This window comes from Paracoccus sp. pheM1, from assembly GCF_018499825.1.
GTDB classification, from domain to species: Bacteria; Pseudomonadota; Alphaproteobacteria; order Rhodobacterales; family Rhodobacteraceae; genus Paracoccus; species Paracoccus versutus.
This window is the reverse complement of record NZ_JAGXCX010000002.1, coordinates 117,437-140,790: the sequence shown is the minus strand read 5'-3', so window position 1 is coordinate 140,790 and position 23,354 is coordinate 117,437. Positions and strand designations below refer to the sequence as shown.

The window sequence follows — 23,354 nt, the reverse complement described above, 5'->3', positions numbered from 1 at the left end:
TACCATTCCGCGCCCGCGCGCGGACCAGGACGGCCAGATGATCGAATTCGACAACGTCTCCAAATCGTTCTGGACCGGCACACAACGCAAGGTGATCCTCGACCGCGCCTCGTTCCGGATCGAGCTGGGGCGGTCGATGGGCATCCTGGCCCCCAACGGCACCGGCAAGACCACGATCATCAACATGATGTGCGGGCTGGAAAAGCCCGACGAGGGCACGATCCGCACCGAATGCCGGGTGTCCTTTCCGCTGGGCTTCATGGGCGGCATCACCTCGTCGCTCAGCGCCAACGAGAATGCGCGCTTCATCGCCCGCATCTACGGGCTGGACCCGGATTACGTCGAGGCGTTCTGCCGCTGGCTGACCGACATCGACGAATATTTCGACATGCCGGTCGGCACCTACAGCGCCGGGATGCGGTCGCGCTTCACCTTTTCGCTGATGCTGGCGCTGGAGTTCGACGTCTACCTGATCGACGAGGGCATGCCCAGCACCACCGACCCGGATTTCAACCGCAAGGCCGGGACGGTGCTTTACGAACGCCTCAGGTCGGCGACGGTGGTCGTCGTGTCGCACCAGGCGCAAACCATTGAAAAATTCTGCAATTCCGCTGCCGTCCTGCGCGACGGCAAGCTATACCAGTTTGAAACCCTCGAAGAGGCGAAGCAATATTATGACTACACCGCCTAAGGCGCGCGCCTATCGCACCCGCCGCGAGGAATCGGTGCTGGCCGTCGGCCAGGAACCCACGGAGACCGCAAAGAAACCCAAGGTGAAGGTCGAGGTCAGGAAAGGCGCCGAGACCCCGGCCCAGGATGCGGAACAGCTTTTCGCCACGGCCGACGACGGCTTCGGCGACATGCGCTTTCCCGGCGCGGCGCCGCGGCCGGCCGATCCGCCCCAGGATGCGGCAGCCCCGGACCAGCCCCCGATGGCCGAGCGCATCGCCGCGGTGCGGGCGGAAAACCTGACCGATCGCCAGCTGCGCATGGCGCGCCGCATCGCCGCCATGCACGAGATCGAAGCCGCCTCGGATCACGAGGCGGTGGTCCTGCTGCGCGACCGCGGCATCGACCCGTTCCACCGCGCCTCCGTCAGCAGGATCCTGTCGGAAGAGGGCGCGCGGGCCCAGGCGGCGGCCGAGGCGGCCGGCACCACCATGCCGGTGCCGATGCGCGGGGATCGCACGCCCCCCCGCCGGCGCGGGACCGAGATCGCGCCGCTGCCCCCCGGCACGACCAACCTGCCCTCGCGCGAGGAACTGACCGAGGACCGCCGCGCCGCCGAGATCATCCGCATCCAGCAGGACATCGCCCGCCGCCGCCGCCGCAAGCTCCTGATGCTGTTCGCGCGCCTGGCGGCCTTTGTCGGGCTGCCGACGCTGGTCGCGGGCTGGTATTACTTCTTCGTCGCGACGCCGCTTTACGCCACCGTCTCGCAATTCCAGATCCAGCAGGCCGATCAGTCAAGCTCGAGCGGGCTGGGGGGCCTGTTCGGCGGCACGCAGCTGGCGACCAATACCGATTCGGTGTCGGTGCAAAGCTACCTGACCTCGCGCGATGCGATGCTGCGGCTCGACCGGGATCTGGGCTTCAAGCGCGCCTTCCAGGATCCAGCCATGGACCCGATCCTGCGCCTGGCGCCGGATACGACGAACGAACAGGCCTACAAGCTCTATCGGAACTCGGTCAAGATCGGCTACGATCCGACCGAGGGCGTCATCAACATGGAGGTGATCGCCCCCGATCCCGAGCTCAGCCAGGAATTCTCGCTGGCGCTGATCAAATATGCCGAGGGCCAGGTGGACCAGATGACCGCGCGGCTGCGCGAGGACCAGATGAAGGGCTCGGTCGAGAGCTACCAGGAGGCCGAGGAAAAGGTGCTGCTGGCGCAGCGCCGCGTCCAGGAGCTGCAGCAAAGGCTGGGCGTGCTGGACCCCGCGGCCGAGGGCGGCGTGATCATGAGCCATATCGCCGAACTCGAGCGCCAGCTGGCGGAAAAGAAGCTGGAGCTGGGCCAGTTGCTCTCCAACCAGAGCCCCAATGCCAGCCGCGTCGCCGGGGTCAAGGGCGACATCGGCCGGCTGGAGGAGATGCTGGCCGAGACCCGCAGCCAGCTGACCGAGGGCAGCACCGCCCGCGGCTCGCTGGCCACCATCTCGGGCGAGATCCGCATCGCCGAATCCGACCTGCTGACCCGGCAGGAACTGCTGGCCGCCGCCGCCGCGCAGATGGAAACCGCGCGGATCGAGGCCAACAAGCAGGTGCGCTATCTCTCGCTCTCGGTCGCGCCGGTCCCGCCGGACGAGGCGACCTATCCCAAGGCTTTCCAGAACACGATCGTGGCTTTCCTGGTGTTTTCCGGCATCTACCTGATGCTTTCGCTGACCGCCTCGATCCTGCGCGAACAGGTATCCTCATGAATCATGTCCAGATCGGCAACGTCACCTTCGGCAACGACCGCCCCCTTGCGGTGATCGCAGGCCCCTGCCAGCTTGAAACCCTCGATCATGCGCTGATGATCGCCGAAACCGTGGCCGAGGCCTGCGCCAAGGCCGGCGCAGGCTTCGTCTTCAAGGCCAGCTACGACAAGGCCAACCGCACCTCGCTGACGGGCCGGCGCGGCATCGGCATCGACGAGGGGCTGCGCATGCTCGACGAGGTGCGCCGCCGCATCGGCTGCCCGGTGCTGACCGACGTGCATGACATCGAGCAGGCGCGCCTGGCCGGTTCGGTAGTGGACGTGATCCAGATCCCCGCCTTCCTGTCGCGCCAGACCGACCTGCTGCTGGCGGCGGGCGAGACACCGGCGGCGGTGAACATCAAGAAGGGCCAGTTCCTTGCCCCCTGGGACATGCCCAATGTCGCCGAAAAGGTCGCCTCGACCGGCAACAAGCGCATCCTGCTGACCGAACGCGGCGTCAGCTTCGGCTACAACACGCTGGTCGCCGACATGCGCAGCCTGCCGATCATGGCGCGGACCGGCTGGCCGGTGATCATGGATGCGACCCATTCCGTGCAGCAGCCGGGCGGACAGGGCGGTTCCTCCGGCGGGCAGCGCGAATTCGCGCCGGTCATGGCGCGGGCGGCGGTGGCGCTGGGCGTGGCCGGCGTCTTCATCGAGACGCATCAGGATCCCGACAACGCCCCCTCCGACGGGCCGAACATGATCCATCTGGAGCGGATGCCGGCGCTGATCGCCTCGCTGATGCGCTTCGACGCGCTGGCCAAATCCGACCCGGTGATGGGCTGATCAGCCGGCCGCAATGGCCCTGGCCGCGGCATGGGCCGAGGCCCAGGCCCATTGGAAATTATAGCCGCCAAGCCAGCCGGTGACATCCACCACCTCGCCTATGAAATAGAGGCCGGGCACGGATTTCACCTGCATGCTCCGCGAATCGAGCGCCCGCGTATCGACCCCGCCCACCGTGACCTCGGCCGTGCGCCAGCCTTCGGTGCCGACCGGGCGCAGGGCCCAGCGATTCACCCGCGCGCCCAGCCGGTCGAGCGTCGCATTGCCCTGATCGGCCAGCCGCGCGCCGGCCAGCCCCGCCTCGGCGGCGATGGCCTCGGCCAGTCGCGCGGGCAGCCAGCGCGTCAGGGCCGAGGCCACGGCCATGCGCCCGCCCTGCCCGCGGATCTCGCGCAGCGCCGCGGCGACATCCGCATCGGGGGCCAGGTCGACGGCGATCTCCTCTCCCGGCCGCCAGAAGCTCGAGATCTGCAGGATCGCCGGTCCCGACAGGCCGCGATGGGTAAAGAGCAGCCCGTCGCGAAAGCGGGTGCGCCGCCGCCCGGCACCATGGCTGACCTCGGCCGCGACCGACAGCCCGGCCAGCGGCCGGCAAAGGTCCAGGTCCTGCTGGGCGAAGGTCAGCGGCACCAGCCCGGCCCTTGGCTCGGCCAGCGCCAGTCCGAAGCGGGCGGCGATGTCATAGCCGATCCCCGTGGCGCCCATCTTGGGGATCGACTTGCCGCCCGTCGCCACGACCACGCGCCGCGCCGCCAGCGGCCCTCCTGGGGTGGCGACCACGAAGCCGTCGCCTGCCCGCTCCACCCCCGCGACGGCGGTCCCGAGCCGCAATTCGGCCCCGCGCATCCGGTGCAGCAGCATGTCGATGACCTGCCGGGCGCTGCCGTCGCAGAACAGTTGCCCCAGCGTCTTTTCATGCCAGGCGATGCCCGCCCGATCCACCAGGGCGACGAAATCCCCCGGCGTGAAGCCCGCCAGGGCCGAGGCGGCAAAACGCGGGTTGCCCGAAACGAAGCGATCGAGCCCCGTCGCCAGATTGGTGAAGTTGCAGCGCCCGCCGCCCGAGATGCGGATCTTTTCGCCCGGCGCGCGGGCGTGATCCAGCACGACGATCCGCCCCGCCCGCTCGCCTGCCTGCCGCAGGATCGAGCCGGCGCAGAAAAGCCCGGCGGCGCCGGCACCAAGAATGACTGTATCGACCTGTTCCATGCCGGGCGCATAGAACTCCGGCGCGGAAGCCACAAGATTTTTCCGTTTTGCCTCTTGCACCCCCCCGTTGGCTTGGCTAGATACGCCTCCACAAGTTGGGGCGTGGCCAAGTGGTAAGGCAACGGTTTTTGGTACCGTGTACCGTAGGTTCGAATCCTACCGCCCCAGCCAAATCATCACAGTGATTGTTGACAGACCAAGAGAGTTCGCGGACCAGGATTTCTTCTAGCGCGATCATCAGCCTAACGGGTCGCAAGGTCGCTGAACGCAGTCACCGACCGGTGAGGCTGACCTGCCCCCCGGAAGTTCCCTCGCCGTGATGTAGCGTCTGCCCAATCTGAAGGAGCAGACGAGATGAGGAAGAGCCGTTTTACCGATGAAGAGGGGACCGTGGCCCCAGTGGGGCCGCGTAAGCCCCGATGAACAGATTATCGGGATGATCAAGGAACAGGCGGCTGGTTTGCCCACGTCCGAGCTTTGTCGGAAGCATGGGCTGAGCCCCGCGACATTCTACAAGCTGAAGGCGAAATATGGCGGCATGGACCTGTCCGACGCCAAGCGGCTGAAGCAGCTTGAGGACGAGAATGCGAAGCTCAAGCGCCTGCTGGCCGATGCCATGCTTGACAACGTGGTGCTGAAGGATCTGCTGGGAAAGCCTTGACGACGCTGGTGCAACGGCGGGACGCGGTGCTGCGGGCGCTGAGGGATCATCCGATCTCTCAACGTCGCGCCTGCGTTCTGATCGGTGTCGATCCGAAGACGGTGCGGCGCAAGCGGCCGCCCGACAACCCGGAGATCCGTGAGGAGATGCACAAGATCGCCGAGCAGCGCCGCCGCTTCGGCTATCAGCGCGTGGGCATCATGCTGGAGCGCAAGGGCATGGTCATGAACGAGATCGGAGCCCGTAAAGCAAACGATCCGGGGGATCGTTTGTAGGGCGAAGGGCTCTACCGGATTTACCGGGAGGAAGGTCTGTCGGTGCGGCGCAGGCGCGGTCGCAAGCGGGCGCGTGGCAGTCGGACCCCCATGCCAGTGCCGTTGCTGCCGAACCAGCGGTGGTCGCTGGACTTCCTGGCCGACACGTTCGGGGCCTGCCGCAGGTTCCGCATTCTGGCCGTGAACGACGATTGCTGCCGCGAAAACCTCGCCTTGATCGCCGACACCAGCATCTCGGGGGCCAGGGTGGCGCGGGAACTGGATGCGCTGGTCAGGATCTACGGCAAGCCGGCCTGTGTCGTCAGTGATCGACGAGGATCAGAAAACGATCCGGGGGGGGCTGTTGAAAAAGTTGTTTCAGGCTGCCGCCGGGTTTGGTCGGACTGCGCGCATTTCGATGATCGAACAGAGCAACAGCATCATTGCGGCTGCCAGTTTCTTGAGGTTCATGGCGATGGCCGTCAGGAGGGCCTGTATCCTCATGTTCTCGAGCCCCCTGCGGATGGCTCTGGCAAGTCCGTGGAGCGTCTTGGCGGTGCCGTGGGTGCCTTCGACGCGCCAGCGATGCCGGGTGTATATCGCATGGCCGTCCTTTCCCCATGCCAGCCGTTTGCGTCGAGCGCGCAAGATGGCCGCGTGGTTTGTCACGATATGCACCCTGCGGGATGGCGCGCCCCGGGGCAGGCATTGCGCCTTGAGAGGACAGCGCGCGCAGTCATGCCGGTCGGCGCGATACCATTGCCCGGATTTTGTGACGTTTCTCGGGGTCAGCCGCCTCCTCGCCGGACACCGGACCACATCATGATGGGGATCGAACTTGAACCGCTCGGTCGGAAAGCCCTGCGCCCCCTTGCGACGGGGGGCACGAAGAGGCGGGATGACGGCTGCTATCCTGCGGTCTTCAAGGGCGGCGTAAATCCGGCCAATGCCATAGAGCCTGTCCGCCGTGATCCGGCCCGGGGTAACTCCAAGGGTCGCTTCGATCGCTTCCAGGCGCTCGTCGAACCGGCCCGTGTCATGTTCTTCGCCGGTCACAATCTCCACATCGACGACGACGCCCGCAAAATCGTCAACGGCCGTGTGCTGCTTGTAGGCCGGGCGCAGCGGCGCCTTGGAGGATGTAGCCATGGTCGCGTCCGGGTCTGTGCGGCAGAGCTTCTTGAACTTGCCGCTCGTGCGCGCGTCCCGCTCGGCGCCATTGGCGTCGTCGTGGGCGGCCTCGACCGCATCCAGATGGCGCGAAACCAGTGCGTCCATGCTGACATTCGCCCGGATCAGGCTGGCGTCAATGTGGACGGTTTCAGTCGAAATCAGGCCCGCCGCCTGGCACTGTCGCACGACATGTATGAAGATCTGGCGGAAAACATCTGCGCCCCAACGCTGCCGGATGCGCGTCAGCGAGGAGTGATCCGGCAAGGCCTCGTGCAAGGCGTAACCGACGAACCAGCGGATCGCGAGATTGACCTGCGCTTCACGCATCAGCCGCCGGTCTTGAACGATCCCAAGCAGGAAACCCGCCAGCATCAGCCGCATGGCTACCTCGGGATCGATACCGGAACGGCCATTGTCGGCACAATAGAGATCGGCCACTTCAGCGCGCAGCCATCCAAGATCAAGAACCTGATCGACCCTCACCAGCACATGGTCATCAGGGATCAGCCCCCGCAGCGACCCCGTGATGAAAAGCTCCTGTTGCCCGCGTTCTTTCCGACCCAGCATCGCTGCCCCAATATCTCTGTTCAGCCAAGTGAATCAGAGACATCGGACTTCTTCAACAGCCCCCAGTGAATCGATTGCCCGAGGAGCGGCACCGAGTTCACCAGCAAGGCGATCCTGAAGTGGGCCAACGAGGCCGGCGTCGAATGGCATTATATCGATCCGGGCAAGCCCCGGCAAAATGGCTACATCGAGTCATTCAATGGCAGCCTGCGCGACGAATGCCTCAACGAGGAGATCTTCGAAAGCCTGGCCGATGCCCGCCGAAAGCTGGCCCTCTGGCGCTACGACTACAACCACGTCAGGCCGCATTCCTCGCTCGGCAACCAGACCCCGGCAGAAGCGCGCAGGGCGCTTGAGCAAACTGGGGGCTCCGCGCCCGACCCGCTTGCCCAACCCGAAACCGACCAATATCAACCCAAAGGACTCTCGTTGTGAACGAGGGACGACCGGGGGGCAGGTCAAGGTCGATGAAGGTTCGTGTCAGAAGATCGTTATAGGCCGTGACCTTCCAACCTCATGCGACGAGTGTCATCGGTGTCCTCGTACTCGATAGCCTTGCTGCTTTTCCCGATATCGTTTTCAGGATGATGCATTCTGCTGGGACTGTGCAGATCGCTTTCTGATTGACGATCAGCTCCTCGAATCGCTTTTGCAGTACCGTGCTGGCCTGGATTCTGCTCGTCCTGTTTCCCTTGGCTCCGGGGGCGGCATAGCTTCCAGTCGATACTCGTACCAATCCAGCAGCATTCAACCGCTTCACCAGCACCACCACATGCTTGGTCAACGCCAAAAGATTATACCGGGATTTGCTGCTCCAGGCTCCTTCCGAGAAAGGCATACCCAAACAGAGAAGGGGGTCCTCCCGCCACACCAGATAAAGCGCCGTCACCAGCACCCGGAGCTGTTCGATATAGGGCCGCGCGGGTTTCTTGCCACCTTTCTGCTTTCCTGCCTCATCAGCAGCAAGGTGTTCGTCCCAGATCTCCTGCACCAGACCAATCAAGGCGGGGTCTTCCGTCCAGACGGCGGTGTCCAAAGGCCGGGAATGCTGCGAGTCAAAGATGATCTCCTGCGGTGCTGCTTCTAGTGCTGGTTCGTTCGGTGGCTCTTCCTGCATCCCGTCCCGTCTCCGTCGTGGGCGTCATAGATAAGGTGGCGATAAAAAAAGAAAAGTGGTGCTCCCCGGCGACCAAAGCCGCCGAGGAAATTTTTTACATGCTGTCGATGGCATCCATGACCAGTTGAATTGCCTGCTTCTGCCACGGGGCAAGGACAGCACGGGCAAGGGGTAGCCAGCCCTCATCGTCAAGCCTGACCACCTCCTCCCCCTCGTCCGTCACGTCATAGGCGAGGCTGCCACCACCCGGCCCAAGGAAGACCACCGAGCAATCGCTGCCAAACACGCGCGACAGGGATTCAGCATCAGCCTCGTGGCCATAGGGCAGCCACCACCGCCCCCCGGAAAACACCAGAGGATAGACTTCAAGGGGTTCAGTCATCCCAACCTCCCAGACGTCCGGTGTGCAGGTAATAGGCGAGGGCTTCACGGAACTGGGCGGCATCCCGGAAACCCTGCTCCTGCGCTGCCCGATCCTCGGCCATGGAACGAGAAAGACCGCCATCATATTCCATGATAGCGGCCCGCTCCTCGAACTCGTCAATGTCGGGAACTAGAGGCATGGCAACCCCACCTTCTCGACGATCTCGCGCTTCTGTTCGTCGCTGATCTCGGCGGAATAGATGCCATAGGTCATCCTGTTTTCCGACCGCGCCGATTGGTGGCCAACGATGGATGCCGTGAAATGCTCCGGCACCCCTGCCCACTCGCACTGCGTCACGAACCATTTCCGGGTGGAATGGAACACGATACCGGGACGATCCAGCCCCAGCGCCTCCCTCATCGTGGCAAACCGCTTGGTGACGATCGAGACCGTCAGGGCAGGAAACAACCGCCCCTGCCTTGGCAGCCTTTCCAATAGCGGTGTGCACGTCGCACCGACCCGCAGGCGTGACGCTGAGCAGGCAATATTGCCCCTGATCCCGACCCATCTGGCGCATCAGCCTGCGCAGCGCGCCACACTCTTCGGGATTGGCCGACTGCAATGCCCAGCCATGCAGCCATGCCGCCGACAATCGGATCTGGAACTTGCCAAGCGCCTTGTCGACGGCAGACTGGATGGCGTCGTGGCCCGCCAGGGTAATGGCAAAGCCCTCGTCGATCAGCTGGCCCTGCGTCTCGGTATCCAGTTCGACCGGGGATTGCCCGCCGAGCTGCGTCATCGTCCCGAGACCAAGGCACCAGCGCTCGAGAACGTCGATCTGCAGATCGGGCAGCCACGGGCAGGCGCTCTGCCCATTAAGCTGTCACAGAACGGCCCGCTCGAAATGGGACAGCCGCTGCTCGACGATCATGTCCTCCAACCTGTGAAGCCAGTTCGGATCAGCGCGGCAACGGGCCGGCGGATCGTAGCAGGTCGTGTAGTCGCGATAGGGCAAGGACAGCAACGCAACGCCATGTCTCGCGCAACTCGACAGCATGCGGGGCAGCCAATTCGCGTGGATTGCCAGTTCTGCAGCATCCATCCGGCTGCCCCGCCCCTGGTCGATCCAGCAGGCGGGACAGATGGCAAGATCGTCCTTTCGGATGGATCTGTCAGAAACCGCTGCCCGAGAAGATCGGTGTATTTCCGGTCGATCTGGCGTGGCGATTGCGCCAGCAGCTCGGCACAGTCGGAGCCGGTCAGAGCGGCAAGCTGCGCAACCTGCCCGGGATCGCCGGCGCAGAGCGGATTCTTCTCCATGCCCACAGCGGTGCAGAATTCGGCCAGGGTGCGGCGGCCATTCGCCTCGGTATTCCGCGCCAGCAACGAAAATCCAGGCTCTCCCGGTTTCGCGGAAAGGGAGATTGGCAGACGGGACAGGAAGGTCATAATGCCCTCCGCCGCTTCTTGGCGGGCGTCTGGCTGGGAACCGAGCGCGGTGCGGACACAGCAAGATAATTATCTGACAGGAACGGGTTCAGGGCCGGAACGCAGTCATAGCGCAAGCGATACGCCTCGGCGAAATGGCTGATCTGCAGGACCGAAGCGCCTTCCGTCAGTGCCTGCTTGATGGCCCGCAGGATGATCGCACACATCTCCCCGAAGGCATATTGTGCCGCGCAGAGCGGCTTTGTTGCACTTCCCCTGGGTTGATGGATTCATGTTTTTGAGTCAGCGGGTTAGGTTGTCCATTAGCAAACCCATCCCTGGTTTCCGAACGACGAATTGGTCCAGCTATAGTCGGTCCCTGAAGCGCCGTGGCTCCCTGATGGTTTGGTTTGACCCGGAGATGGCTTGGTTCGCGGTCCCGAGCGGCAAGGCGGGTCATCCTGGGAGGTTTTCGGTGGCGGCCATACAATTCTGCCTCTCAATCAAGGTGCTGTTCGGGTTGCCGCTCCGGCAAACGACGGGGTTCCTGGAGAGCCTTCTGAACCTGTCCGGGCTCGACTGGCCGGTGCCGGATTACACGACGCTCTGCCGCAGGCAGAAGCACCTCAAGGTGCAGATCCCGTATCGCGCGGCGTCCGGGTCGCTGCATTTTCTGGTGGACAGCACTGGCATCAAGTTCTCTGGAGAAGGCGAGTGGCAGGTCCGCAAGCACGGGGCCAGCCGCCGTCGCCAGTGGCGCAAGATCCACATCGGTATTGATGCCGATACGTTGGAAGTGCGGGCGGTCGAGATGACCAGCAACCGCATCGGAGATGCATCGGTTCTGCCCGACCTGCCGGTGCAGATACCGCCGGAGGAGCAGATCGGCAGCGTCACCGCCGATGGAATCTACGACACCAAAGGCTGCCACGCCGCCATCGCGGCCCGAGGCGCTGAAGCCATCATACCGCCGCGCCGAAATGCCCGCACCTGGAAGGGGGATGATCTAGGCCTACAGGCGCGAAACGAAGCGCTACTTGCCTGCAAACGCTTCGGACGGGCCAACTGGAAGAAATGGTCAGGCTATCACCGACGAAGTTGCGTAGAGGTCAAGATGCGTTGTCTCAAGCTCCTGGGTGAGCGCATCATGGCGAGAGACTTCGACCGGCAGGATGCAGAGGTTCAGATCCGAATAGCACTCATGAACCGCTTCGCGTCACTCGGCTCGCCGGAGACCGTTCGCATGCGCTGACGAGAGAAAGGAAAGGGATAAGTTCGACCTAAACCCGAATAACGCAACAAAGCCACGCTAGCCGAATCTTAGGGCAATGAAGCTCGTGTCTGATACTCGGAGACGGGCATTACTCGTTAGCGTCCGCAAGCATGGTGTAATTTCATCGACGTAACCGGTGTCATCCTGGGCGGCCAGCGAGATGCATGATCCAGATGGAGTTTCGACGCTTCAACCGCCGGAAAACCCTGATCGCCATCCACCCTATCCAAGCTTCTGGCAAAGCATGACCGGGGCATTTTCCTGCGCGGTCTCGTCGAGGGCATTTTGTCCCGCACGCATCAAGACACATGCATCGCCTCTCCACCGCATGTAAGCCCTGTCCCTCGCAGCCGCGCGACGCAGGCACCGCGGTCCTTCATCGTACCATGAGGCCAGCTTGCCGCTGCGATCCGGGTCGGACAGATGCGACGGGAAGCGATCCTTGGGGGTCGGAAAACCTCATCGACCTTCAATTCGAGCCAAAGGCGTTCTCGATGATCTCGACGCGCCCGAACTGATCGACAAGGGCGGCATCGAAACGCATCGCGGTCAGCAACCCGGAAGGCAAGCGGCCGCAATACTCCAGCGCCGCATTGCAGATCCGCGCGATCTGCCGCGCACCGATCCGCTCCGCCGCCCCGGCGTGAAAGCGCGACTTCTTGACCTCGACGAAGGCATATTCGTCATCCTTGCGCAGGATCAGGTCGATTTCGCCGCCCCGCCCGCGCCAGCGCTCCGCCATGACCTCGTAACCGCGCCGGCGATATTCCCGCGCCACCGATTCCTCGGCGAAACGGCCGGCGGAATGGGCAACGGCGCCTTGCCGGGCCTTCATGTCCAAGGCCGGAACCGGCGTCCCGCCGGAAATCCTTTCGAACCTCATTCCTGCTCCTTCTTCATCTCGAGCGCCAGCGCGTAGATTTCACGCCGGGGACGTCCGAACCGCGCCGCCACGTCCGCCGCCGCCTCCTTCACCGGCAGCCTGTCCAGCAGACCCGCCAGGGCCTCGCGCAAGCTGTTCTCGTCGGCGGCGACCGGCTCGGGGTGCCCGAACAGCACCACGATTTCGCCGCGCAACCCTTCGGGCGGGATCCGTTCCAGCAGTCCCGCCGCCGTGCCGCGCATCACCTCTTCGAATTTCTTCGTCAGTTCCCTGCAGATCACCGTAAGCCGATTCGCCTCAGCTTCGCACAAATTTTCCAACAGTTGCTTAACGCGCCTGGGGCTTTCGAAGACGATCACCGTCGCATCGACCTTGCGCCAGCTTTCGATCCAGCTGCGCCGCGCCCCGCCGGCGGTCGGGGGAAAGCCCACGAACAGGAACCGGTCGCTGGGCAGGCCCGAGACCGACAGCGCCGCCAGGGCCGCCGAGGGGCCGGGCAACGCCCGGACCGCAAAGCCCGCCTCGGCGGCATCCCGCGCAAGCCGGTAGCCGGGATCGGCGACCAGCGGCGTGCCCGCGTCCGAGGCATAGGCCACCGACCGCCCCTCGGCCAGGGCGGCAAGGATCGCCGGGCGTTGCCGGTCGGCGTTGTGGTCGTGATAGGCGAGGATGCGGCGGCCGCGCACCGGGATGCCGTGAATATCCATAAGATGCCGCAGGTTGCGGGTATCCTCGGCGGCCAGGACATCGGCGGTGTTGAGCACGTCGAGCGCGCGCAGCGTGATGTCCCTGGCCGAGCCGATCGGGGTCGCGACCAGGTAGAGCCCCGGTTCGGGCGACGCGGCCGAGACGGTCAGGGAAAGCGGCCGCGCGCCCGTCCCGGTTGTGCTGGCGCCATCCTCCATCGCGGTCCCTTTCGTTCTGCCGGGGCAAGTTGCCATGTCCCGAATATGCCAATAACCTGCCCCCATCAAACCCCCAGCCTCGATCCAACAGGGAATCACGCCATGACCGTCCTGAAAACGATCCGCGGCGCCTTCGACCTGCGCCGCCCGCTTGCGCGCGTCGGAGCTGTCCTTTCCGCCCTGGCGCTTGCCGCCTGCCAGCCGATCGAGATGGGGGCCTCGGGCCCGCAGACCGGCCAGAGCATCGACCCCTCGCAGCCGGTGCAGGTGGCGCTGCTGGTGCCGGGCGGCACGGGAAGCGCGGACCTGGACTGGCTGGCGCGTTCGCTCGGCAATTCCGCGAAGATGGCGGCGGCCGATGCGCGCGGCGCCACCATCGACCTGCGCATCTATGATGCGGGCTCCGAGCCGGGCACCGCGGTCGCCATGGCCAACCGCGCCGTGGCCGAGGGCGCCAAGATCATCCTGGGCCCGCTTTTCGCCGACAGCGCCAATGCGGTCGGCAACGCCATGGCGCCCCAGGGCGTGAACGTGCTGTCCTTCTCGAACAATACCGACATCGCCGGCGGCAATGTCTTCGTGCTGGGCAATACCTTCGACAACGTCGCCGACCGGCTGGTGAAATACGGCGTCAGGAACGGCAAGCGCCGCATCCTGATGGTGGCCGAGGACGACACCGCCGGCCAGGTCGGCGCCCGCGCCATCGAGCGGGCGATCCGCAGCAACGGCGCCACCCTGGCCGGGACGGCAGTGCATCCGCTGTCCCAGTCCGGCATCGACGCCATCGTGCCGAACGTCACCCAGGCGGCGCTGTCGGGCAATGTCGATGCGGTCTTCCTGACCGCGAACCAGGGCGCGGTGCTGCCCTATCTGACCGACAGGCTGGCCGATGCCGGCGTCACCTCGGCCACGGTGCAGATGATGGGGCTGACGCGCTGGGACCAGCCCTCGGCCCGGTTGCAGCTGCGCGGCGTGCAGGGCGGCTGGTTCGCCATTCCCGACACCACGATGAAGGCGCAGTTCGACCAGCGCTATCGCGCCGCCTATGGCGAGACGCCGCATGAGCTGGGCTCGCTGGCCTATGACGGCGTGGCCGCGATCGCAGCGCTGGTGCGGGCGGGCAACCGCAATGCGCTGACCACCTCGGGGCTGACGCAGAGCGCGGGCTTCGCCGGGGTCTCGGGCGCCTTCCGGCTGAAGCGCGACGGCACCAACGAGCGCGCGCTGTCGGTCGCCACCGTGCGCGGCGGCCAGGTGGTGGTGCTGGATCCCGCACCGCGCAGCTTCGGCGGCTTCGGGTTCTGATCTTGAGCGCCAAGGACACCGACAGCCTGCCGCAAAGCGCCCCGGCCCTGCCTGGGGCGCATTCCCTGTTCAGCCCCGAAAGCTTCCTGCCCGCGCTGACCGAGGCGCTGAGCGGCATCGCCGAGCCGCGCGAGATCCGCGCGCGCACCGTCGCCATCCTCGCCCAGGCCCGCAGCGCCGCCATGGGCGACATCGCGGCGGGCTTCATGTCCCATCCCCGCGCCGCGCGCGAGACGGTGCGCGCCATCGCCAGCCTGACCGACGCCACCGTCGCGGCGATCCACCATGTCGCCACCACGATCCTGCATCCGCTGCTCAACCCGACCGATGCCGAGCGGCTGGCGGTGCTGGCCATCGGCGGCTACGGCCGGGCCGAGATGGCGCCGCAATCCGACGTGGACCTGCTGTTCCTGACGCCCTGGAAGGTCAGCGGCTGGGCCGAGAGCGTCGTGGAATCGATGCTCTACATGCTTTGGGATCTGAAGCTGAAGATCGGCCAGTCCACCCGCTCGATCGACGATTGCCTGCGGCTGGGCGCCGGCGACATCACCATCCGCACCAGCCTGCTGGAGCATCGGCTGATCTGCGGCCATGCCGCCGCCGCCGAAATCCTGCGCGACCGGCTGTGGTCCGAGCTTTTCGACAAGACCGTGCCCGAGTTCATCGAGGCCAAGCTGGCCGAGCGCGCCGAACGCCACCGCCGCCAGGGCGGCCAGCGCTACGTGCTGGAGCCGAACGTCAAGGAGGGCAAGGGCGGGCTGCGCGACCTGCAGACCCTCTACTGGATCGCGAAATACATCCACCGGGTCGACCGCGCCGTCGAACTGGTCGACCTGGGCTTCTTCACCCGCGAGGAGCATCTGACCTTCTGGCAGGCCGAGGACTTCCTCTGGGCCGTGCGCTGCCACCTGCACCTGATCGCCGGTCGGCCGCAGGACCAGCTGACCTTCGATATGCAGGTCGAGGTCGCCCGCCGCATGGGCTATCGCGACCTGGGCGGCCGGCGCGCGGTCGAGATCTTCATGCAGGACTATTTCCTGCACGCCACCCGCGTGGGCGAGCTGACGCGGGTCTTCCTAGTCGCGCTGGAGGCCCGCCACCTCTATCGCGCGCCGATCATGAACATCCTGTTCCAGCGCCGGCGCCGCGTCCGCGCCGGTTTCCGGATGGACCGGGGGCGGCTGACCTATGCCGACGAGCGGCAGTTCCTGTCCGACCCGCTGAATATCCTGCGGCTTTTCGAAGAGGCGCTCAGGACCGGCATCCTGATCCATCCCGACGCCATGCGCGCCGTCGCGGCCAACCTGGACAGCATCGACGACCGCATGCGCTCGGACCCCGAGGCGGTCAGGATCTTCCTCGACCTGCTGCTCAAGCACGGCAACCCCGAACGCTCGCTGCGGCGGATGAACGAACTGGGGGTGCTGGCCGCCTTCATCCCCGAATTCGCGCCGGTGGTGGCGATGATGCAGTTCAACGTCTATCACCACTACACGGTGGACGAGCACCTGATCCAATGCGTCGCCGCCCTGGCCGCCATCGAGCGCGGCGAGGATGCCGAGGATCTGCCCGTGGTCAGCAAGATCATGAAGGGCAAGGTGAACCGGCGGGTGATCTACCTGGCGGTGCTGCTCCATGACATCGGCAAGGGCCGGGCCGAGGATCACTCGATCCTGGGCGCGCGGCTGGCGCGGCGCATCTGCACCCGCTTCGGCCTGCCGGCGGACGAGATCGAGACCATCGAATGGCTGATCCGCAACCACCTGCTGATGTCGGACGTGGCGCAGAAGCGCGACATCGCCGATCCGCGCACGCTGCGCGACTTCGCCAAGGCGGTCAAGACCACCAAGCGGCTGGACATGCTGCTGGTGCTGACCGTCTGCGACATCCGCGGCGTCGGCCCCGGCACCTGGAACAACTGGAAGGCGATGCTGCTGCGCAAGCTGCACCAGGAAACCAAGCTGGCGCTGGAAAACGGCCTCGAGGAGCTGAACCGCGACAAGCGCATCGGCGAGGCCAAGCGGTCGCTGCGCCACCTGCTGACCGCCAAGGGCTGGGAGCCCAGGGCGATCAAGGCCGAGCTGGGCCGGCATTACGACAACTATTGGCCGGGCCTGCCGACCGAGACGCAATATGTCTTTGCCGAGATGCTCAAGGATCTGGGCGAGGACGAGATCCGCACCGACCTGCATCCCGACACCGACCGCGACGCGACGCGGGCGGCCTTCGTGCTGGCCGACCATCCCGGCATCTTCTCGCGCATGGCGGGGGCGCTGGCGCTGGTGGGCGCCAATATCGTCGATGCGCGCACCTATACCACCAAGGACGGTTTCGCGACCGCGGTGTTCTGGCTGCAGGATGCGGACGGCCATCCCTATGCCGCCGACCGGCTGCCGCGGCTGCGCACCATGATCCAGCGCACCCTGGGCGGCGAGATCGTCGCGCGCGAGGCCCTGGCCGGCCGCGACAAGCCCAAGAAGCGCGAGGCCGCCTTCCGCTTCCCGACCCATGTCACCTTCGACAACGAGGCCTCCGACGTCTATACGGTGATCGAGGTCGATACCCGCGACCGGCCCGGCCTGCTCTACGACCTGACCCGGACCCTGGCCGACAACCACATCCAGATCGCCAGCGCCGTGATCGCCACCTTCGGCGCGCAGGTGGTCGACACCTTCTATGTCAAGGACATGTTCGGGCTGAAGCTGCACCAGCCGGGCCGCCGCGAGGCGCTGGAAAAGAAGCTGCGCCAGGCGATCAAGGACGGGGCCGAGCGCGCCGAACGCGCCGAGCGCCCGCTGGGCGGATCGTTCTGAGGGACAGGGGATGCAACCGATCAGACTAATCCGGGGCTTTCTCTCGGTGGGGGCATGGACTCTGGCCAGCCGCGTCGTGGGCTTCGTGCGCGACGTGATGATCGCGGCCTACCTGGGCACCGGCCCGGTGGCGCAGGCCTATATCGTCGCCTTCACCCTGCCCAACATGTTCCGCCGCTTCTTTGCCGAGGGCGCCTTCAACACCGCCTTCGTGCCGATGTTCGCCAAGCGGCTGGAAAGCGGCGAGAACCCGCGCGGCTTTGCCGAGGAAGCCTTCGCCGGGCTGGCCACGGTGGTCCTGGCGGTCTCGCTGATCGCGCATCTCGCCATGCCCTGGCTGGTGCTGATGCAGGCGGCGGGCTTTCAGGGCGACGAGCGTTTCGACCTGGCGGTGATCTATGGCCGGATCTGCTTTCCCTATATCCTGTTCATCTCGCTGACGGCGCTGCTCTCGGGGCTGCTGAACGCGGGCGGGCGTTTCATGGCGGCGGCGGCCGCGCCGGTGCTGATGAACTTCATCCTGATCGCGGCCATGCTGCTGGCGGACCGCCATGGCTGGGACATGGGGCTGGCCATGGCCTGGTCCACGCCGGTTTCCGGGCTGGCGCAGCTTTTCACCGTCTGGTGGGCGGCCAAGCGCATGGGCTTTGCGCTGCGCCTGCGCCGGCCGCGGCTGTCGCCGGACATGCGCCGGCTGCTGGCCGTGGCGGCGCCCGCGGTGCTGGCGGGCGGCGTGGTGCAGGTCAACCTGCTGGTCGGCCGCCAGGTCGGCTCGTTCTTCGACCGCGGCATCGCCTGGCTGACCAATGCCGACCGGCTGTATCAGCTGCCGCTGGGCGTCGTCGGCATCGCCATCGGCATCGTGCTGCTGCCCGACATCTCGCGCCGGCTGAAAAACGGCGATACGGGCGGCGGCCGCCACGCTTATAACCGCGCCGCGGAATTTGCGCTGTTCCTGACCGTTCCGGCGGCCGTGGCGCTGGTGATCGCGGCCTATCCGCTGATCTCGGTGCTGTTCCGGCGCGGCGCCTTTCTGACCGCCGATGTCGGCCCGACCGCGCTGGCGCTGGCGATCTATGGCCTGGGGCTGCCGGCCTTTGTCCTGCAAAAGGTGCTGCAACCCTTGTATTTCGCGCGCGAGGACACCCGCACCCCGTTCCGCTTCGCGGTCTGGTCCATGGTGATCAATGCGGTGGTGGCGCTGGGGCTTGCGCCCTTCATCGGCTTTTCCGCCGCCGCCTGGGGCACCACCATCGCCGGCTGGACCATGGCGGCGCAGCTGTGGCGCGGCACCCGCGCCTTTGGCGAGGCGGCCGCGCTTGACGACCGCTTCCGCCACCGCCTGCCCCGCATCTGCGCCGCCTCCGCCGTCATGGGCGCGGTGATCTGGGGGCTGATGCTGGCCTTGGGCGATGCGCTGGAGCAGCCCGGCACCCGCTATCTGGCGCTGTCCGCGCTGGTCTTCGGCGGGCTGGCCGCCTATGGCGCGGCGGCGCTGGTCCTTGGCGCCTTCCGCCCCTCGGACCTGCGCGCGGGCCTGCGCCGTCAGCGCTGACGGATCTGGCGCATCACCCGCGCGATCCCGCCCGGCACCAGCACGAAGGACAAAAGGAAGCCGCAGCAGAAACCGGCGATCTCGGCGATCCAGGTCAGGCTGCCGTCCTGGAACAGGATGGCGAAGACCAGCTGGAAGGCCAGCAGCATGCCGATCAGCACGAAGGCGCGCAGCCGGTTCGCGTTCTCCTGCCCCAGCCGGGTCCAGAGCAGGAAGGTAAAGGCGCCGACGAAACCATAGACCGCCGGATAGCCGCCGATCAGCGCCTGGAAGCGGAATTGCGGCAAAAGCCCCGCGGCCAGCGTATAGACCAGCGCGCCGCCGATGGCCGAGCCGAAGAACAGCGCGGCCACCGCCCAGGCGCGGAACTGATGCGCGATCAGGTTCCCCAGGGCCAGGGTAAAGACGATGACGAACAGTGCATGCGTCAGCGACAGATGCACGAAGGAATAGGTCAGGATGCGCCAGCTCTGGTCCAGCACCACCATGCGCATCTGCCACAGCCGCAGCACCAGCTCGGGGATATAGGCGGTGCGCTCGACCGCGATCTGGCGCATGGCAAGGCCGGCGCCCGGCCCGCCGCCGCCAAGAAAGCCCATCTGGGCCAGGCCGAACACCGCCTCGCAGGCGATCATCGGCAGGGCGATCATCCACACCACGGCGGGCACGGGGTTCAGGGGCGATTCGTCGTAACCGGGTCGCATCATGGCTCCTTTCCAGTGGGCTGTTGCGCCCGGACGGGGCAAGGGGTAAGCCAGCCACCGGGATTTTCCAAGCAGGTAGTGCCATGACCACGAGCTTCGCCAAGCGCATCTTTTCCGGCATCCAGCCCTCGGGCGGGCTGACGCTGGGCAATTACCTGGGCGCGCTGAAACGCTTTGCGGACTATCAGGGCAAGGGGGCCGAAACGATCTATTGCGTCGTGGACCTGCATGCGATCACCGTCTGGCAGGATCCCGAAAAGCTGCGCCACAACACCCGCGAGGTCGCGGCGGCCTTCATGGCCTCGGGCGTGGACCCCGAGGTCTCGATCCTGTTCAACCAGAGCCAGGTCAGCCAGCACGCCGAACTTGCCTGGCTTTTCAACACCGTGGCGCGGGTGGGCTGGATGTATCGCATGACCCAGTTCAAGGACAAGGCCGGCAAGAACAGCGAAAATTCCAGCCTGGGCCTGCTGGCCTATCCGTCGCTGATGGCCGCCGACATCCTGGCCTATCACGCCACCGCCGTCCCGGTGGGCGAGGACCAGAAGCAGCACCTTGAACTGACCCGCGACATCGCCGCCAAGTTCAACCACGACTACGGCGTCGATTTCTTCCCGATCACCGAGCCGCTGATCGAGGGCACGGCGACCCGCGTCATGTCCCTGCGCGACGGCAGCAAGAAGATGTCGAAATCCGACCCTTCGGACGCCAGCCGCATCAACCTGACCGACGATGCCGACGCCATCGCGCAGAAGATCCGCAAGGCGCGCACCGATGCCGACCCGCTGCCGGGGTCGATGGAGGGGCTGAAGGACCGGCCCGAGGCGAAGAACCTGGTCAACATCTACGCCGCGCTGACTGGCGAGAGCGGCGACCAGGTGCTGGCACGGTTCGAGGGCCAGGGCTTCGGCGCCTTCAAGCCGGCCTTGGCCGAGGTCGCGGTCGAGGCGCTGGCGCCGATCACCCGGCGCATGACCGATTTCATGGCCGACCCGGCCGAGATCGACCGCATCCTGGGCCGCGGCGCCGGCCAGGCCGAGGCCATCGCCCACCCGATCGTCGAGCGCACCAAGGACATCATGGGCATGATCCGCTCGCGCTGAGCGCCGGGCAGTCCCACCGAATGTTTCAATGACTTCCCCGCAGGATGGGCTATGATTCCCCATCCTGCCGCAAAACGGGAAAAACCATGCCTGATCAATTGTCGAGGATGCTCGGCGAACGCCCATGGTTGCTGGCCGATGGGGCGACCGGGACCAATCTTTACAACATGGGGCTGGCATCGGGCCAGGCGCCGGACCTGTGGTGCGAGACCCATCCCGACAAGGTGCGCGCGCTGCATCGGCAGATGATCGCCTCGGGCGCGGACATCATCCTGACCAACAGTTTCGGCGCCAATGCCAGCCGGCTGCGGCTGGCCAAGGCGCAGGACCGCGTGGCCGCGCTGAACCGCGCCGCCGCCCGCCTGGCGCGCGAGGCCGCGGCCGAGGTCGGCCGCGCCGTCGTCGTCGCCGGCTCGGTCGGCCCCATCGGCGAGATCATGGCCCCCATGGGCCGGCTGACCGAGGCCGATGCCACCGCCATGTTCACCCAGCAGGCGCAGGCGCTGAAAGAGGGCGGCGCCGACGTGCTGTGGATCGAGACGATCAGCGCCGCCGAGGAAATGCGCGCCGCCGCCAAGGCCGCGCAAAGCGTCGGCATGCCCTGGTGCGGCATGATGAGCTTTGAGCCGGGCGGGCGCAGCATGATGGGGGTGACGCCGCCGCAGCTTGCCTCGCTGATCGACCGGCTGCCGCATCCGCCCCTGGCCTATGGCGCGAATTGCGGCACCGGCCCGGCCGAGTTGCTGCTGGCCGTGGCCGGATTCGCCGCCTCGGGCAACGAGCGCCCCCTGATCGCCAAGCCCAATGCCGGGGTGCCGCGCTATCAGGACGGCGGGCTGATCTATGACGCGACGCCCGAGGTCATGGCCGAATTCGCCGTGCTGGCGCGCGACATGGGCGTGCGCATCATCGGCGGCTGCTGCGGCACCACGCCCGCGCATCTGGCCGCCATGCGCGATGCGCTGGTCGCCGCGCCGCGCGGCCCGCGCCCCTCGCCCGAACGCATCTCGGCCCGCATCGCCCAGGCCATGGGGCCGGGCGAATAGTCAGAACAGCGACAGCTGGTCCCCCGCCCTGGGCGGCGGGCCGAAGCGACTGCAATCCAGCACCTCGGATTCGCGCTGCAATCCCAGCCGCTTGCGGGCCAGGCGGAAACGCTGCAGCAGCAGGCCGGCCTCGGGCCCCTCGCCGCGCATGCGGCTGCCGAAACGCGGGTCGTTGTCGCGCCCGCCGCGCATCGCCTGCACCCGCGCCATGACATGCGCGGCCTTGCCGGGATGATGGCGCTCCAGCCAGTCGCGGAACAGGGGCGCCACCTCCAGCGGCAGGCGGATCGGGATCATGCTGGCAGCGGTCGCCCCGGCGTCGCGGGCGGCCTGCATGATGCGCTCGACCTCATGCTCGGTCAGCACCGGGATCACCGGCGCCACCATGACGCGGACCGGAACCCCTGCCCCGGCCAGCGCCCGGATCATGCGCAGCCGGGTCGCCGGCGCCGGCGCGCGCGGCTCCATCTGCCGCGCCAGTTCCGCGTCCAGCGTGGTGATCGAGACCCCGGCCAGCACCTGCCCCCTGGCCGCCATCGCCCCCAGCAGGTCCACGTCGCGCATGACGGTCGCACCTCGCGTCACCAGGCTCAGCGGGTGGTTCCAATCGTGCAGAACCTGCAGGCAGCCGCGCATGATGCCCAGCTTGGCCTCGATGGGCTGGTAGGGATCGGTATTGGTGCCGAAGGCGATGGGCGCGACGGCATAGCCGCGCCGGCCGATCTCGGCCTCCAGCAATTCGGGGGCATTGGGCTTGGCGACGATCCGCGTCTCGAAATCCAGCCCCGGCGACAGGCCCAGATAGGCGTGGCTGGGCCGGGCGAAGCAATAGATGCAGCCATGCTCGCAGCCGCGATAGGGGTTGATCGAGCGGTCGAAGGAAATGTCGGGCGACGTGTTGCGGGCGATGATCGAGCGCGCCCGCTCCTGCGTGACCTCGGTGCGCAGCAGGTCCTGCTCTTCGGGGATGTCCCAGCCGTCGTGCTCGCGCTCGGTCCGGTAGGGCTCGAAGCGCGCGGCGGGGCGCGAGTCGGCACCGCGGGCGCGCAGGATCTCGTCGGGATTGCGGGGTGGCAGGCTCATGCCGCCAGACTAGAACATTACGTGAACATTTTCCAGATCGCGCCGCGAAAGCGCAGCCGGAATCGGCAGCGGAACGCGCAAAGCCGGATCGGGGGCTTTTCGGCGCGCCCCGGCGGGGCCATATTGAAGGCAACGGAGGATGCCATGCCGCTGCCGCATTTCCTGATCCTGATCCTTGCCGTGATCCTGGCCGCCGGGCTGACGATCTGGGCAGCAAGCGCCATCGGCATTCCGCTGTTCGCGCTGGGGTTCCTGGCGCTGCTGGCGGCGGCGATCGCGCATCTGACGACGCGCGATCACCGAAGCTAGTCACCCCGCCACAACAGGCGGGCGGGTTGGAGAAAGGGCGCTGCTGGCGCCGTTTTCCGTTTTTTCTGCGGCGTCACGCCGCGGCATTGCCCGGCTTCTCGGCGCTTTCCTTGACGGCCGAAAGCGCCGCCTCTTCCGTCCAAGCCCGCCCATTCGCATTCGGATCGTTCAGGACCGTCCAGGCCCAGGCGGCGACGCCGGGCTGTTTCGGATCGTGACAGATGCGCCCGACCGGCTCCTCATTGCGGCAAATGGTCCAGTCGCCCGAAACGGGTTTGCCGTCCACCACGGTCTGAATACGTGTCCACATACGAGATCCTTTCTTGTCTTTTCGTTGATCGCCCTGCAT

Annotated in this window: 22 protein-coding genes, 1 tRNA gene and 2 pseudogenes; 13 read left to right on the top strand and 12 right to left on the bottom strand. The window is 66.3% G+C overall.

What is annotated here, in order from left to right:
- Nucleotides 1-37: 37 nt before the first annotated feature.
- Genes KF941_RS14795 through kdsA form a run of 3 tightly spaced genes read left to right on the top strand, consistent with a single transcriptional unit; the run spans nucleotide 38 to nucleotide 3,253 of the window.
- Nucleotides 38-691, top strand: coding sequence for an ATP-binding cassette domain-containing protein (locus KF941_RS14795; RefSeq protein WP_036760626.1), 654 nt, complete (start codon nucleotides 38-40; stop codon nucleotides 689-691).
- Nucleotides 675-2,423 (top strand): capsule biosynthesis protein, encoded by a 1,749-nt coding sequence (locus KF941_RS14790; protein ID WP_214273798.1) that lies wholly within the window; start codon nucleotides 675-677, stop codon nucleotides 2,421-2,423. The genes KF941_RS14795 and KF941_RS14790 overlap by 17 nt, the downstream gene beginning before the upstream one ends.
- Nucleotides 2,420-3,253, top strand: coding sequence for a 3-deoxy-8-phosphooctulonate synthase (kdsA, locus tag KF941_RS14785; RefSeq protein ID WP_036760622.1), 834 nt, complete (start codon nucleotides 2,420-2,422; stop codon nucleotides 3,251-3,253). The genes KF941_RS14790 and kdsA overlap by 4 nt, the downstream gene beginning before the upstream one ends.
- Here kdsA and KF941_RS14780 read toward each other — a convergent pair whose 3' ends face one another.
- On the bottom strand, nucleotides 3,254-4,462 hold the full coding sequence (locus KF941_RS14780) for an NAD(P)/FAD-dependent oxidoreductase (protein ID WP_214274592.1): 1,209 nt from the start codon (nucleotides 4,460-4,462) through the stop codon (nucleotides 3,254-3,256).
- A gap of 96 nt (nucleotides 4,463-4,558) precedes the next feature.
- Here KF941_RS14780 and KF941_RS14775 point away from each other — a divergent pair.
- Nucleotides 4,559-4,633, top strand: a tRNA-Gln gene (locus KF941_RS14775).
- A gap of 205 nt (nucleotides 4,634-4,838) precedes the next feature.
- Nucleotides 4,839-5,722, top strand: a pseudogene (locus KF941_RS14770) (transposase); the annotation flags it as partial.
- Nucleotides 5,723-5,755: 33 nt separating this feature from the next.
- On the opposite strand, the gene KF941_RS14765 reads toward KF941_RS14770, so the two are convergent.
- Entirely contained in the window at nucleotides 5,756-7,117 is a 1,362-nt protein-coding gene (locus tag KF941_RS14765; protein ID WP_214272908.1) for a transposase, read from the bottom strand.
- 84 nt (nucleotides 7,118-7,201) lie between these two features.
- Here KF941_RS14765 and KF941_RS14760 point away from each other — a divergent pair.
- A pseudogene (locus tag KF941_RS14760) lies at nucleotides 7,202-7,552 on the top strand (integrase core domain-containing protein); the annotation flags it as partial.
- A 79-nt stretch (nucleotides 7,553-7,631) separates the two neighbouring features.
- Here the strand turns inward: KF941_RS14760 and KF941_RS14755 are convergent.
- The 5 genes from KF941_RS14755 to KF941_RS14735 all read right to left on the bottom strand — a co-directional run bounded on the left by KF941_RS14755 (nucleotide 7,632) and on the right by KF941_RS14735 (nucleotide 10,253).
- Nucleotides 7,632-8,234, bottom strand: coding sequence for a hypothetical protein (locus KF941_RS14755; protein WP_140849383.1), 603 nt, complete (start codon nucleotides 8,232-8,234; stop codon nucleotides 7,632-7,634).
- Nucleotides 8,235-8,328: 94 nt separating this feature from the next.
- Entirely contained in the window at nucleotides 8,329-8,616 is a 288-nt protein-coding gene (locus KF941_RS14750; protein WP_036759651.1) for a hypothetical protein, read from the bottom strand.
- Nucleotides 8,609-9,397 carry a hypothetical protein gene (locus KF941_RS28045; protein ID WP_240540437.1) on the bottom strand — a complete coding sequence of 263 codons (789 nt, stop codon included), beginning with the start codon at nucleotides 9,395-9,397 and terminating at the stop codon, nucleotides 8,609-8,611. Before KF941_RS28045 ends, KF941_RS14750 begins: the two co-directional genes overlap by 8 nt.
- A gap of 84 nt (nucleotides 9,398-9,481) precedes the next feature.
- Nucleotides 9,482-9,700 (bottom strand): hypothetical protein, encoded by a 219-nt coding sequence (locus tag KF941_RS14740; protein WP_214273797.1) that lies wholly within the window; start codon nucleotides 9,698-9,700, stop codon nucleotides 9,482-9,484.
- A 343-nt stretch (nucleotides 9,701-10,043) separates the two neighbouring features.
- Nucleotides 10,044-10,253 (bottom strand): hypothetical protein, encoded by a 210-nt coding sequence (locus tag KF941_RS14735; protein WP_139294125.1) that lies wholly within the window; start codon nucleotides 10,251-10,253, stop codon nucleotides 10,044-10,046.
- A 95-nt stretch (nucleotides 10,254-10,348) separates the two neighbouring features.
- Here KF941_RS14735 and KF941_RS14730 point away from each other — a divergent pair, with 95 nt between their 5' ends.
- Nucleotides 10,349-11,278: an IS5 family transposase gene (locus tag KF941_RS14730; RefSeq protein WP_214274591.1), complete on the top strand. Its 930-nt coding sequence runs from the start codon at nucleotides 10,349-10,351 to the stop codon at nucleotides 11,276-11,278.
- Between the two features lie 490 nt (nucleotides 11,279-11,768).
- On the opposite strand, the gene KF941_RS14725 is transcribed toward KF941_RS14730, so the two are convergent.
- Together KF941_RS14725 and rsmI are read right to left on the bottom strand one after the other, a co-directional pair.
- Entirely contained in the window at nucleotides 11,769-12,182 is a 414-nt protein-coding gene (locus tag KF941_RS14725) for a YraN family protein (RefSeq protein WP_116220918.1), read from the bottom strand.
- Entirely contained in the window at nucleotides 12,179-13,087 is a 909-nt protein-coding gene (gene rsmI, locus KF941_RS14720) for a 16S rRNA (cytidine(1402)-2'-O)-methyltransferase (RefSeq protein WP_214273796.1), read from the bottom strand. Before rsmI ends, KF941_RS14725 begins: the two co-directional genes overlap by 4 nt.
- A 102-nt stretch (nucleotides 13,088-13,189) precedes the next feature.
- Here rsmI and KF941_RS14715 point away from each other — a divergent pair, with 102 nt between their 5' ends.
- The 3 genes from KF941_RS14715 to murJ are packed head-to-tail and all read left to right on the top strand — an operon-like array spanning nucleotide 13,190 to nucleotide 18,760.
- A complete protein-coding gene (locus KF941_RS14715) occupies nucleotides 13,190-14,392 on the top strand; it encodes a penicillin-binding protein activator (RefSeq protein ID WP_036759656.1) in 1,203 nt (400 codons plus the stop codon).
- 2 nt (nucleotides 14,393-14,394) lie between these two features.
- A complete protein-coding gene (locus tag KF941_RS14710) occupies nucleotides 14,395-17,205 on the top strand; it encodes a [protein-PII] uridylyltransferase (RefSeq protein WP_036759657.1) in 2,811 nt (936 codons plus the stop codon).
- 10 nt (nucleotides 17,206-17,215) lie between these two features.
- Nucleotides 17,216-18,760, top strand: a complete 1,545-nt coding sequence (murJ, locus tag KF941_RS14705) for a murein biosynthesis integral membrane protein MurJ (protein WP_214273795.1) — start codon at nucleotides 17,216-17,218, stop codon at nucleotides 18,758-18,760.
- Here murJ and KF941_RS14700 read toward each other — a convergent pair.
- On the bottom strand, nucleotides 18,751-19,467 hold the full coding sequence (locus KF941_RS14700; protein ID WP_240540435.1) for a rhomboid family intramembrane serine protease: 717 nt from the start codon (nucleotides 19,465-19,467) through the stop codon (nucleotides 18,751-18,753). The two genes, murJ and KF941_RS14700, sit on opposite strands and share 10 nt — an antisense overlap.
- 80 nt (nucleotides 19,468-19,547) lie before the next feature.
- Between KF941_RS14700 and trpS the strand changes: the two genes are divergently transcribed.
- Nucleotides 19,548-20,567 (top strand): tryptophan--tRNA ligase, encoded by a 1,020-nt coding sequence (gene trpS, locus KF941_RS14695; protein ID WP_036759659.1) that lies wholly within the window; start codon nucleotides 19,548-19,550, stop codon nucleotides 20,565-20,567.
- 86 nt (nucleotides 20,568-20,653) lie between these two features.
- Nucleotides 20,654-21,613, top strand: coding sequence for a betaine--homocysteine S-methyltransferase (bmt, locus tag KF941_RS14690; RefSeq protein ID WP_072464084.1), 960 nt, complete (start codon nucleotides 20,654-20,656; stop codon nucleotides 21,611-21,613).
- Here bmt and KF941_RS14685 read toward each other — a convergent pair whose 3' ends face one another.
- Entirely contained in the window at nucleotides 21,614-22,696 is a 1,083-nt protein-coding gene (locus KF941_RS14685) for a PA0069 family radical SAM protein (RefSeq protein ID WP_036759661.1), read from the bottom strand.
- 144 nt (nucleotides 22,697-22,840) lie between these two features.
- Between KF941_RS14685 and KF941_RS14680 the strand changes: the two genes are divergently transcribed.
- Nucleotides 22,841-23,005: a hypothetical protein gene (locus KF941_RS14680; protein ID WP_166435398.1), complete on the top strand. Its 165-nt coding sequence runs from the start codon at nucleotides 22,841-22,843 to the stop codon at nucleotides 23,003-23,005.
- Between the two features lie 73 nt (nucleotides 23,006-23,078).
- Here the strand turns inward: KF941_RS14680 and KF941_RS14675 are convergent, their stop codons facing one another.
- A complete protein-coding gene (locus tag KF941_RS14675) occupies nucleotides 23,079-23,354 on the bottom strand; it encodes a hypothetical protein (protein WP_240540434.1) in 276 nt (91 codons plus the stop codon).

Bases quoted from the DNA above. Each gene is read 5' to 3' on its own strand.
- KF941_RS14795 (WP_036760626.1), top strand. From the start codon at position 38: ATGATCGAATTCGACAACGTCTCCAAATCGTTCTGGACCGGCACACAA.
- KF941_RS14790 (WP_214273798.1), top strand. From the start codon at position 675: ATGACTACACCGCCTAAGGCGCGCGCCTATCGCACCCGCCGCGAGGAA.
- kdsA (WP_036760622.1), top strand. From the start codon at position 2,420: ATGAATCATGTCCAGATCGGCAACGTCACCTTCGGCAACGACCGCCCC.
- KF941_RS14780 (WP_214274592.1), bottom strand. From the start codon at position 4,462: ATGGAACAGGTCGATACAGTCATTCTTGGTGCCGGCGCCGCCGGGCTT.
- KF941_RS14765 (WP_214272908.1), bottom strand. From the start codon at position 7,117: ATGCTGGGTCGGAAAGAACGCGGGCAACAGGAGCTTTTCATCACGGGG.
- KF941_RS14755 (WP_140849383.1), bottom strand. From the start codon at position 8,234: ATGCAGGAAGAGCCACCGAACGAACCAGCACTAGAAGCAGCACCGCAG.
- KF941_RS14750 (WP_036759651.1), bottom strand. From the start codon at position 8,616: ATGACTGAACCCCTTGAAGTCTATCCTCTGGTGTTTTCCGGGGGGCGG.
- KF941_RS28045 (WP_240540437.1), bottom strand. From the start codon at position 9,397: ATGACGCAGCTCGGCGGGCAATCCCCGGTCGAACTGGATACCGAGACG.
- KF941_RS14740 (WP_214273797.1), bottom strand. From the start codon at position 9,700: ATGGATGCTGCAGAACTGGCAATCCACGCGAATTGGCTGCCCCGCATG.
- KF941_RS14735 (WP_139294125.1), bottom strand. From the start codon at position 10,253: ATGTGTGCGATCATCCTGCGGGCCATCAAGCAGGCACTGACGGAAGGC.
- KF941_RS14725 (WP_116220918.1), bottom strand. From the start codon at position 12,182: ATGAGGTTCGAAAGGATTTCCGGCGGGACGCCGGTTCCGGCCTTGGAC.
- rsmI (WP_214273796.1), bottom strand. From the start codon at position 13,087: ATGGAGGATGGCGCCAGCACAACCGGGACGGGCGCGCGGCCGCTTTCC.
- KF941_RS14715 (WP_036759656.1), top strand. From the start codon at position 13,190: ATGACCGTCCTGAAAACGATCCGCGGCGCCTTCGACCTGCGCCGCCCG.
- murJ (WP_214273795.1), top strand. From the start codon at position 17,216: ATGCAACCGATCAGACTAATCCGGGGCTTTCTCTCGGTGGGGGCATGG.
- KF941_RS14700 (WP_240540435.1), bottom strand. From the start codon at position 19,467: ATGATGCGACCCGGTTACGACGAATCGCCCCTGAACCCCGTGCCCGCC.
- trpS (WP_036759659.1), top strand. From the start codon at position 19,548: ATGACCACGAGCTTCGCCAAGCGCATCTTTTCCGGCATCCAGCCCTCG.
- bmt (WP_072464084.1), top strand. From the start codon at position 20,654: ATGCCTGATCAATTGTCGAGGATGCTCGGCGAACGCCCATGGTTGCTG.
- KF941_RS14685 (WP_036759661.1), bottom strand. From the start codon at position 22,696: ATGAGCCTGCCACCCCGCAATCCCGACGAGATCCTGCGCGCCCGCGGT.
- KF941_RS14680 (WP_166435398.1), top strand. From the start codon at position 22,841: ATGCCGCTGCCGCATTTCCTGATCCTGATCCTTGCCGTGATCCTGGCC.
- KF941_RS14675 (WP_240540434.1), bottom strand. From the start codon at position 23,354: ATGCAGGGCGATCAACGAAAAGACAAGAAAGGATCTCGTATGTGGACA.